The following is a 1793-nucleotide window of genomic DNA, read 5'->3' on the forward strand; positions in this document are numbered from 1 at the left end:
AACGCGTCGAAAGGTGCCGCTGTAGCAGCCTACCGCAAGCCTTTCGCAACGAAGTTGACGAAGTGAAATCGCCGCGCCTCCGGTAAAAATGGATGGGACTAAATTTTTGAAACAAAAAACCATATGTACCTTAAGCCCGGGATGTTAACCCCATTCCCATCCATTTTTATGAATAGATCAGGCTAGGGGTTCAGCGTGAGAACCACCTCGGTTCCGTGGTCGGCCGGAAATTGCTCGATGTCGCGCGAAGCAACCTCGATGCTTCCGCCGAACGCCCGCACAAACTGTTCGACGAGCGGCATGCCGAAGCCCGTTCCCAACTCGCCGAGGGTTCCCGCACGGGTGGTGTTCGCCTTGAAATTGAAGAGCGCCTCCAGAATGGTTTCCGGCATGCCGATGCCATCATCGGCAATGCTGAGCCGGACTGTCCCGTCGGCCGCGCGGACGGCGGAAATGCGGATTTTGGCTTTGGGCACCGAAAACTTGATCGCGTTCGTGAGCAAGTTGTTGAGCACGGAATTGTTGAACGAAAAGCGCTCGACCGAAACGGTGATATCGTCGGGGACCTCGAGCACCACGTCGATCTGCTTGCGACGCAGCATGCCATCGAGCATCGCCATGGTTTCCTCCAGCGCCCGCTTTAACGGAAGCGACTGGAGCGGAAGGTCGATCCGCCCCTCCTCAACCGCGCGCATTTTTCTGACCAGCTCAATGGTTCCCATGCCGTTGTCGAGCGACTTCCTGATATGGGGCAGCAGCTCGGCCAGCATCCCGGGGTCGGATTCGAGCTCGTCGAGCGAGGAAATCAGTGCGCCAAACGGGTTGGCCAAATCGTGGCAGAGGATGTGCAGCAGCGTGTTTTTCTTTTGGTTGGCCTCGGCGAGCGCTTCGATGTTCTGCTCCAGGCGCCGGTGCTGATCCAGAATGACGGCCTCCTGTTCCCGGCCGGCCTTTTCGTAGCGTGCGACGGAATAGGCAACAATCAGAAGAATGGCCAGCGTGATCACGCCGCAAATGGCCAGGTTGAGGAAGAGCGCATGGGAGATGCCTTGGGTCGACCCCGACTCCAGCTCTTCCACCAGCAAATGCCATTTGAGCTCGTCGATATAGCGACTGTTCAGAAAGACCATTGATCCGTCGCGCTTGTAATCGAAAACGCCGCCGTCCAACGAGAGGAGTTCATCGCGTACCGTGCGCATTCCCTCGATTTCGTCGACATTCGCATAGGTATCGTTGCTGGAGAGCACGATGTTGCCCGCGGGGTCGGTCAGATAAAGGTTGCGGCTGTACTTAAGGCTGTAGCGCTTCATCAGATCGATCAGCGAGCCGACCTTCAAGCCGACGCCTGCGGCCCCGATGTATTGGCCGTCGTAGTCGAACACCTTGTAGTTGATGAAGATGGTCATCGTGTCCTTGTTCGCCATGTCGGGATCCACGTTGGTCTCATAGAGCCCGTCCATCGACCGGACACGGAAATACCAGGCATCGCGCTCCTCGGTTGGGCGAACTTGCTTCAACACGCCATTGAAACAATAGTATTTGTGCGTTGCTTCGGAGACGAAGAAGCAGGTGAAGGTATCGTAGGTTGTCCGGATCTCCTGCAGATAGCGGGTAATCTTGTCAACCTCCTGTTCGCCCTCCAGCACCCAGTCGCGCAAAAACGTGTCCTGCGCCATCAGCGAGGAGATAAAGACCGGCGGAATCAAATCGCGCTGAATCTCGGAATAGATGTTGTCGCTCGTCAACGGCAGCGAATTGGAAACGATCTGCTCGCGCATCGATGCGCGGGCAAT

The 1793-nt window shown here is 56.6% G+C and carries 1 protein-coding gene; it reads right to left on the reverse strand.

Going from position 1 to position 1793, the window contains the following annotated elements; genetic code table 11:
- Positions 1-182: 182 nt before the first annotated feature.
- The coding region (locus tag ABYO54_RS16095; RefSeq protein ID WP_372809248.1) for an ATP-binding protein at positions 183-1793 on the reverse strand (1611 nt) is incomplete at its 5' end.

Origin of the sequence: Pontiella sp., assembly GCF_041622395.1 — a bacterium.
Classification (GTDB): domain Bacteria; phylum Verrucomicrobiota; class Kiritimatiellia; order Kiritimatiellales; family Pontiellaceae; genus Pontiella.